Origin of the sequence: Levilactobacillus fujinensis, from assembly GCF_003946335.1 — a bacterium.
In the GTDB taxonomy this organism is placed as follows: Bacteria; Bacillota; Bacilli; order Lactobacillales; family Lactobacillaceae; genus Levilactobacillus; species Levilactobacillus fujinensis.
Genome location: NZ_RHNX01000011.1, coordinates 74,222 through 82,877, shown reverse-complemented (window position 1 = coordinate 82,877; position 8,656 = coordinate 74,222). Strand labels below are relative to the sequence as shown.

The window sequence follows — 8,656 nt, the reverse complement described above, 5'->3', positions numbered from 1 at the left end:
GTACAAAAAAGAGGCCCAATTCGTAAATGAATTGAACCTCCGAAATTCCCTCCATCAACACCGGTTGACAAAGAGCCAAAAGAAATCCCATCATTGCGATTACCGCAATGATGGGATTTTTGGTTCATATTTAACGGTCAAGTTCACCGTTATCATCATAAATGTAGGTTGGACCATCAGTTTGTGGATCGTAGTCAATTGTCAGGTCATACCCAACGAAGAACCACTGGTCGCCTTCGGTAATGTAGTAAGTCACATCGTCCTTCTTTTCAGCAACAATGGGGTCACGGGGATTATCATCAGGGGTCATCCCCAAAGAGAATCCTTGATGAACAGGTGTTTTACCGTAGACCTTACCAAAGAAACGAATCCCACGGCCAGTCATTCCCATTTCATCACGGAACCATTTGCTGGCTGCATCAGTAACTGTAATCTTCATAATTATAAGACTCCTCTTAAACAGGCTATGAATCCGTTTTCAATCTCATTTATACCACGCCAAGGCGGTCCTTGGCAAGTATCATTTCACAAACTACATTATGCACGATTTAATTGTGCTTATCCAACAAAATGCTCAGTTGATTGTGTGTTCAACCTGATAGCAAAAAGTTGTAAGCCAAAATATTCACCTTACTTTTGTGACCGTAAGAATTGTCACCGCTAGATTAGTGGTAATGACCGCACCTCCGGCTACCAGGGATTCCACTCGCTGTGGGGACCAAAGAACGGGATTCCGGCTATGCAATCTCAGAACGGCCAACTAGGCCGAGAGATTGACAGCCAGGGAAATCAGACATGGCGTTTTACCTAGCCAACTAGTACTCAAAAAGTGGTGCCACGACAATTACCTGCCATGGCACCACTTGAGACTTCAAATTGCAGTCTTTTATTATAAATTTGCTTTATTCAACCGCTAAAATTTTAACAGACATAGAACCACCTGGCGTGTCAAAACTGACCTCTTCACCCTTTCGGTGACCCAAAAGGCCCTTAGCAATTGGCGAGTCGTTAGAGATCTTACCAGACATTGGGTCTGCTTCTGCGGCACCAACGATGGTGTAGTCTTCAGGCTCCTCATCGGGAAGTTCCTTAAAAGTCACTTTCTTACCAACGGTGATTTCGTCTTTGTCGGTAGAATCATTGTCGATGATCTGCGCGTATTGGAGCATCCGTTCAACGGTACTGATTCGTGTCTCTAACATGCTTTGTTCGTCCTTGGCTGATTCGTATTCGGAATTTTCGGAAAGGTCCCCGTATGAACGGGCAATCTTAATGCGATCGATTACCTTAGGCCGTTGAACCATTTTTAAGTCCTCAAGCTCCTTTTCCAGCTTTTCCTTACCTTCTTCAGTCATTGGATACATCTTGTCTTGTGCCACACTGGCCACCCCTTTTATCTTTTTTTTATGTTATTGGCCGCCATTGCGAACCAACTTTATTTTTAATTTTAGAAAAGGTTAGCCGTCATCCAGCTAACCCGTCCTATTCTATATGCTTGTATCTGGATTGTCAAAAACTTCTTTATTTCCACTGGCTTCTAAAATGGCCCGAATCTTCGTAACTAACAAGTCGATGGCCACTTGGTTCTCGCCACCTTCTGGGACAATCAGATCGGCGTAACGTTTTGTTGGTTCCACGAACTGGTGATAAGTTGGCTTAACCGTTGCTAGATACTGTTGGATAACGGATTCCAGCGAACGACCCCGTTCGTTCATATCCCGTTGAATCCGCCGAATGATCCGAATATCATCGTCGGTATCAACGAAGACCTTGATGTCCATAAGATCCCGCAAACGTTCATCATCTAAAATTAAGATACCTTCCAAAATAATGACGTCGCGTGGTTCCTGATGAATCGTTTTCTTACTTCGTGTCGACAACGTGTAATCGTAAACCGGTTTTTCAATGGATTCGTATTTCAGTAACTGCTTTAGTTGCTTAACCAGGAGGTCAGTATCAAAGGCCAAGGGGTGGTCGTAGTTAACGGCTGCCCGCTCTTCCATCGTCATATCGTCCTGATTATTGTAGTACGAATCCTGCTGCAGGATCATAATGGAATGTCCAATCAACTGATTGAAAATTGCCCGACTAACGGTCGTTTTACCGCTACCAGAACCCCCGGTAACTCCAATAATAATCGGTCGTTTTTTGTTTGCCAACACTGTCGCCATCCTTTATTTATTATCGCTTGCTAATGAACTTGTCTTTTCTTGATGCTGCGCGTACGTCTCGGAGAAGTAGACCTTCCCTGTCTTGGTGTTCGCGATGAAGTAGTAGTACCCTTTCTTCCGGTCCGTTGGATGTAAGACTGCCTTCACGGAAGAGACACTTGGATTATCGAAAGGTCCTGGCCCATAACCTGTATGAATGTACAGATTATATGGCGACTTCGTCTTCAGATCCTTGTATGTCAAAGTTTTCTTTGTCGTCTTCAACGCATATTGAACGGAAATATCGGATTGTAAGGCCATCCCGGCGTCGATGCGGTTTAAGAAAACACCGGCAATCTTATTCCGATCGGACTGGGTCACCCCTTCACGTTCAACCAGAGAAGCCAGCGTCAATGTTGCTTGCACCGTCCGCTTTTGTTTCTTAATGGTGGCATAACTACCCTGTAAGTTTTGGTCCGTTTTAGCAACCATTTCGGTAATCAATTGCTTTAAAGTCATCTTTTTGCCAGCTTGATAAGTTGCTGGTGCCAAGTAACCTTCCAACCGGTACCGAACGTTTTTGGCCTTCTTGGCCGAGTTTAAAAGTTGTGGGTACTTCGCAGCCAACTGATTAAAGAAGGCTTTGTCCGTAATCACACTCATAAATTCTTTCTTGGTGAAATCGGTCTGAATTGGAATTTCTGCGGCTAACTGATCGATTGTTTCACCTTCACGCATGAGTACCTTTCCAGCAGTACTCTGAATTGGCTCGGCGGACCCGCCTCTTTGTAATTGCTTGGCAATCTGCTTAAGTGTCATCGACGGTTTCAATTGGTAATACCCCGCCCGGAAATTAGTAAACTTGTTTGATTTGACGTAGTAGTTAAAGACCATACCACTCTTAACCACTTTTTTATCCTGCAAAATTTCCCCGATTTTATTGGACGTCGCCCCCATAGGAACGTGAACCTGAACGACGTTATTGTTGCTAGAATCCATCGGTTTGAGCGCTGACTGAAAATAGTGATACCCAATAAATCCAATTGCCACGGCCAAAATGACCAGTAGGCTCACCACACCAACCATAATTCTCCGAACAAACGAGCGTTTATTCCCCGAATCTTGCCGTGATGGGGTGGGATTTGTGCCATTATCCAACTTATTTCCTCCGTTCTATGCCATAGTCTTCTCTATTATACAGAATTTCCCCGTTTACGGAAACCTGAAAGCGCTACTTTGAGGAAAATGTAATCTTTTGATTGGTTATCAAATCCATTAGCAAAATAAGCTGTGTCTAACCATGACTACTTTTTATGGTCTCGGCACCCATACCGGTCCTCCGTCCACCCCCACTCGACAGTAATTGATAACACGACATTTTTTCGACATCGACTAGCATCCTGGTACTGACCAATAAAAAAGCTGCCACTATCAGTAAGACCAAACGCACACCAAAAGACGTTGCCAATCCCCACACCACGGGTCATTAACAACGTCTTTACTTATTCAGTTAGCAATCTTAATGCGCACCAACCTAAACACACTTTTTGTCACCCGTTACCGAATTTCAGCGCCTAAGTCGTCTTGCAACCGCTTCTCAACCTTTTCAAAGGCCTGTGTTACGGCGTCATCGACTAATGTTTCGTGCTTGTCTTGGTACGTTAATGTGTAGGCCAAGGACTTCTTGCCCTTTGGTACCTTGACACCATCATACACGTCAAACAGCTTAACGGATTGTAAGAACGCGCCGCCTCGCTTTTCGATCAACGCTACAATTTGGTCATTCGAGATTTCGTCCGGCACTAACATCGCAATATCTCGTGTAATGGCCGGGTAACGAGAAATGACATCGTATTGGTTTTCCTGTTTGGGCATATCGATGATTGCTTGTAAATTCAGTTCAAAGACATAAGTGGCCCCTATCTTGAATTTCTTCGCAATCGTAGGATGAACTTGTCCCATGAACCCAATTCGATGACCGTGAACCAAAATGTCCGCCGTCCGACCAGGATGCATTTCTGGTATGTCTGCATTGGCCTCGTAGGTTACATCGCCGTTGATGGCCATGTCCTTCAAGTAAGCAGCCACAATCCCCTTGACCTGGTAGAAGTCAACGTCTTGCGCAGGTTGATTCCACCCGGCAGGCATTAACGTCCCCGTAACGGCCCCGGCGATATGTTCTTCTTCGCTAGGCCGGTCGTTGCCAGCCTCACGGTAGAAGACCCGTCCCTGTTCATACAAGGCAACGTCTTTTACCTTCCGGGCAGTGTTGTAGGCAATGTCGTCTAGCAGCCCCGTGATAACGTTCATTCGCAACACCGCGTGGTCCACGCTCATTGGCCAAGCCAACTTAGTTTCTTCGCTCGGTTGCATCATAAACATTTTCGCCTTGTCGGTCGTCGTTAACGCGTAAGAAATAGCTTGGTTCAACCCTAAGCCTTCCAAGGAATGACGGGTTGACCGCATTAATTTTTGAGCACTCGTCAACGTTCCCATGGTCATCCGACCAGTTGGTAGCGTCGTTGGTAAGTCGTCGTACCCATAGATCCGCGCGATTTCTTCCAATAAGTCCGCTGGAATGTGAATATCGTTCCGCCGAATTGGTACGGTGACCGTCATGTCCTCACCGGCTGTAGTAACCGTGAAGCCCAAGCTCTCTAAGATATGAACAACCTTAGCTAGCTCGAGGTCCGTCCCTAAGACGGCGTTGACGTGTGCCAATGATAACGGGATAACAGTTGGCTTCGGCACGTTGTCCGAACCAATTACCGTACCAGCTTGAACGGCGCCGTCTGCCAAATTCGTCATCAGTTCTGCGGCCGCATCCAACGCGTCTTGAACGCCAGCGCGATTAACACCTCGTTCAAAACGTTGGGAAGCATCCGTATGCAAATTGTGACGTTGCGCAGCCTTACGGATATGGTCGTGCTCAAATACAGCAGCTTCAATAGCCACCGTGGTCGTTTCGTCAGTAATTGACGTGGTCAACCCGCCCATCACACCAGCTAAGGCGATTGGCGCTTGGTCGTCAGCAATCACGATATCATGCTCATCCAGGTCATGTTCGCCCTCGTCAAGTGTCGTTAATTTTTCACCGGCCTTGGCATTTCGAACGTAAACATCTTGTCCAGCAAACTTGTCATAGTCAAAAGCATGTAACGGCTGGCCGTACTTCAACATGATGTAGTTCGTGATGTCGACTACGTTATTGATTGGCCGGTAATCGGCATTCCATAAACGAATTTGGAGCCACATTGGACTTGGTGCAATTTTCACTTGCTTAACGAGGCGCATCCGGTATTGCGGTGCCAAATCGGCGTTGGCGTGAATGGCCAATTGATCAGCGATTGCAGCGCCAGTTTCCTTAACTTCAGGTTGGTCCAACGTAACTGGCTGGTCATAAATAGCAGCCAGGTCACGTAACGTTCCATTGAGGCTCAACATATCCCCACGGTTAGGTGTCACGTCTAAGTCGATCAGACTATCGTTCATCCCCAGGTAATCATAAACGTCATCTCCAGGCGTTGCGTCGGCTGGCAACACATAGATGCCATCAACGTAATCCTTAGGAACCACATCATCAGAAAAGCCAATCTCTTGCAAAGCACAGATCATCCCTGCAGACGGGATACCGCGCATCTTTGACTTTTTGATTTTTACATTATCCGCAATCCGTGACCCTGGCAAAGCCACAATGACCATTTGGCCCTTAGCAATGTTAGGGGCACCACAAACGATTTGTAAGGGCTCGTCTTCACCGACGTCCACTTGGCAAATGTGTAAGTGATCTGAGTCTGGATGGGCTTCAATAGCTAACACATGGCCGACAACGATTTTCTTCAACCCATCGCTGGGCTTAACCACGTCGTCAACTTCAACGGAAGTCCGTTCGATCTTTTCCGCCAAGTCAGCGGGTTTAACGTTTAAATCTAAATATTCTTTAATCCAATTGTATGAAATCTTCATGGTTGGCGGCTATCCTTTCTTTGTGAATTGCGTGAGGAAACGAACATCGTTTAGGTAAAAGTTCCGGATATCATCAACACCGTACTTCAACATTGCAAATCGGTCTGGACCAACCCCAAAGGCAAATCCACCGTAAACGTCGGGATCTACACCAGCCATCTTCAAGACGTTGGGATGAACCATCCCGGCACCGAGGACTTCGATCCAGCCGGTGTTCTTGCAGACTTTGCATCCCTTACCGCCACAGTTAAAGCAGGTAATATCGGCTTCAACGGAAGGTTCCGTGAATGGGAAGTAGCTAGGCCGCAACCGAACGTCAAATTTATCACCGAAGAGTTCGTGCGCTAGGACCTGTAAAGTCCCCTTCAAGTCAGCCATCGTGATATGCTTGTCGATCACTAACCCTTCCACCTGATGGAATTGGTGAGAGTGCGTTGGGTCATCAGTATCACGACGATAAACGACACCGGGGGAAATCATTTTAAGCGGTCCTTGACTGAAGTCGTGCGTCTCTAACGTTCGGGCCTGCATGGGTGAAGTCTGGGTCCGCATTAAGATTTCCTTCGTAATGTAGAATGTGTCCTGCATGTCACGAGCTGGATGATTCTTAGGCAAGTTCATCATTTCAAAGTTGTATTTGTCTTCTTCAACTTCGGGGCCGCTAAGTACTTGGTAGCCCATCCCCAAGAAGAGGTCTTCGATTTGATCGATAATCTGTTGGATCACGTGAGGTTCACCCTTAGCTACTGGGGTCCCAGGTAACGTCACATCGATCTTTTCATTAGCCAACCGGGCGTTTAAGACGGCATTTTCTAATTCTTCACGCCGCTTAGTCAAAGCCGCCGTCAAGTCATCTCGAATTTCGTTAGCAAAGGCACCCACCTTAGGCCGCTCTTCAGCATCTAAGTCACGCATTCCCCGTAAAACTTCGGTAATGGGACCCTTCTTACCTAACAGTGAGACCCGCACCTGATTAACGTCCTTGAGGTCAGTAGATTTTTTAATTTCTGCTAAACCGCGTTGATGCAGTTCGTCTAATTTATCTTTTAACGACATACGTCATCCTCCATTTTTTTATATCCTAGTACCAAAACATGCCATAAATTCCGCGTTTCAAGCCAATAAAAAAGGCTTCCTCCCCATAAATATAGGGACGAAGCTTCGCGGTACCACCCTGATTCAGTCGAAATCCGGGGACTCCGACCACACTCAGTCGTGATAACGGTCACTTACCGGAAAATCATTCATCGCCATTTGACGACTCCCGATTCCAACTCAGGAACTGAATTCACCCGCTAATCCGAAGTTTGCTTCCAGTCATGGCAAACTCTTCCTGACAAATCGCGCTGGCTACTACTTTTCCATCATCGCTTTTGAACTATTACGTGCTTTAAGCCTAACGAATTTCGCTAAGTCTGTCAACCTACTTTTGGTTAATTTCGGTTGGACAGTACCACTTATCGGACCACGCATGAACAGCCGTCATAATATCTTTAAATTCTTGGCCCTTTTGTGTTAACTCATATTCGATCAAGGCATTATCTGGAAACGTCTGGCGTAAAATAATTCCGTTAAATTCCAATTCCTTTAACCGTTCAACTAAGACCCGATCACTACAGCGCGGAATTTTCCGGGCTAGATCACGGAACCGCTGTGGCCCTTCTTGAAGTAAAACGTCAATAATTAAGCCGTTCCATTTCTTGCCCAAGAACGAGAAGGTTTGTTCAAACCGGGGACACAGCTCAAAATCAACCGTGTTCTCATCCTGTTTATTTGGTGACATCATTTGCATCGTTAGTTTTGCCTCCCATCCACGTTTCGTTGAAACTAGGCGTTAGGCGTGAGTTTGCTCATGAGAGCTTCCACACGTTTACGAGCTGGTCCACAGAATTCATGAACGGCTTCGTAATCATCTACCAAAGAAACAATCGCACTTTCGCGATACTTTGGCGTTGCCAGGGTAGCACCCCACATATGTTTCAAGATGATATCCTTTTCCATCGGACTCAGGTCCGTCAACTTTTCAGCATTCCGGAGTGCAACTCGCGGATGAATAAACGCATGCGAACCCAAGTTAAACTTCGTCGTCCGCCAATCATAATAAAACAAATCATGTAACAACCCACCCCGCGCAACGGCCCGGGTATTCAAACCAAGTTTCTTTGCAATCAAATAACTGTTGTAGGACACTGAAATACAGTGTGTTAATCGGTCAGAATGATGGTGCTGGGTGTAATTCGCCAGGCGTTGGACCGGCTCCTTGGCCAACAAATCAGAAACTAAAGCAAGGTACTCGGGGTCATCACGCCAAGTCAGTTTGGTCATAGAATGCTTCCTTTTCATTTTAAATTATGATTTTTAGTCACTTAATTACCCTATATCATACGTTCTTTTACATAAATTGCAACCATTACGTCCTATTTGTCAGGGTATTTACCATTTTTTAAAAAATAGTTGATTTGGCTTGACTTAATCTGGCCGTACCCCGGCTGTCAGGGATTCCGCACACTATCAAAGGACCCATAAAAGTTCAGCGCAAA

Annotated in this window: 8 protein-coding genes; all 8 read right to left on the bottom strand. The window is 45.9% G+C overall.

From position 1 onward, the window contains the following. Window positions 1-130: 130 nt before the first annotated feature. The 8 genes from EKM89_RS05985 to EKM89_RS05950 all read right to left on the bottom strand — a co-directional run bounded on the left by EKM89_RS05985 (window position 131) and on the right by EKM89_RS05950 (window position 8,441). Window positions 131-439, bottom strand: coding sequence for a HesB/YadR/YfhF family protein (locus EKM89_RS05985; protein WP_125686647.1), 309 nt, complete (start codon window positions 437-439; stop codon window positions 131-133). 463 nt (window positions 440-902) lie between these two features. Further along, window positions 903-1,379, bottom strand: coding sequence for a transcription elongation factor GreA (gene greA / locus EKM89_RS05980; RefSeq protein WP_125686645.1), 477 nt, complete (start codon window positions 1,377-1,379; stop codon window positions 903-905). Between the two features lie 108 nt (window positions 1,380-1,487). Beyond that, window positions 1,488-2,171, bottom strand: coding sequence for a uridine kinase (udk, locus tag EKM89_RS05975; RefSeq protein ID WP_382333202.1), 684 nt, complete (start codon window positions 2,169-2,171; stop codon window positions 1,488-1,490). A 3-nt stretch (window positions 2,172-2,174) separates the two neighbouring features. Continuing rightward, entirely contained in the window at window positions 2,175-3,308 is a 1,134-nt protein-coding gene (mltG, locus tag EKM89_RS05970; protein WP_125686641.1) for an endolytic transglycosylase MltG, read from the bottom strand. A 399-nt stretch (window positions 3,309-3,707) separates the two neighbouring features. Further along, window positions 3,708-6,116 (bottom strand): phenylalanine--tRNA ligase subunit beta, encoded by a 2,409-nt coding sequence (pheT, locus tag EKM89_RS05965; protein ID WP_125686639.1) that lies wholly within the window; start codon window positions 6,114-6,116, stop codon window positions 3,708-3,710. 9 nt (window positions 6,117-6,125) lie between these two features. Beyond that, window positions 6,126-7,172, bottom strand: a complete 1,047-nt coding sequence (gene pheS / locus EKM89_RS05960; protein WP_125686637.1) for a phenylalanine--tRNA ligase subunit alpha — start codon at window positions 7,170-7,172, stop codon at window positions 6,126-6,128. 367 nt (window positions 7,173-7,539) lie between these two features. Beyond that, a complete protein-coding gene (locus tag EKM89_RS05955; RefSeq protein WP_125686635.1) occupies window positions 7,540-7,908 on the bottom strand; it encodes a winged helix-turn-helix transcriptional regulator in 369 nt (122 codons plus the stop codon). 35 nt (window positions 7,909-7,943) lie between these two features. Beyond that, on the bottom strand, window positions 7,944-8,441 hold the full coding sequence (locus tag EKM89_RS05950; RefSeq protein ID WP_048736225.1) for an HD domain-containing protein: 498 nt from the start codon (window positions 8,439-8,441) through the stop codon (window positions 7,944-7,946). Window positions 8,442-8,656: the final 215 nt, after the last annotated feature.

Bases quoted from the DNA above. Each gene is read 5' to 3' on its own strand.
- EKM89_RS05985 (WP_125686647.1), bottom strand. From the start codon at position 439: ATGAAGATTACAGTTACTGATGCAGCCAGCAAATGGTTCCGTGATGAA.
- udk (WP_382333202.1), bottom strand. From the start codon at position 2,171: ATGGCGACAGTGTTGGCAAACAAAAAACGACCGATTATTATTGGAGTT.
- EKM89_RS05950 (WP_048736225.1), bottom strand. From the start codon at position 8,441: ATGACCAAACTGACTTGGCGTGATGACCCCGAGTACCTTGCTTTAGTT.
- EKM89_RS05955 (WP_125686635.1), bottom strand. From the start codon at position 7,908: ATGCAAATGATGTCACCAAATAAACAGGATGAGAACACGGTTGATTTT.
- pheT (WP_125686639.1), bottom strand. From the start codon at position 6,116: ATGAAGATTTCATACAATTGGATTAAAGAATATTTAGATTTAAACGTT.
- pheS (WP_125686637.1), bottom strand. From the start codon at position 7,172: ATGTCGTTAAAAGATAAATTAGACGAACTGCATCAACGCGGTTTAGCA.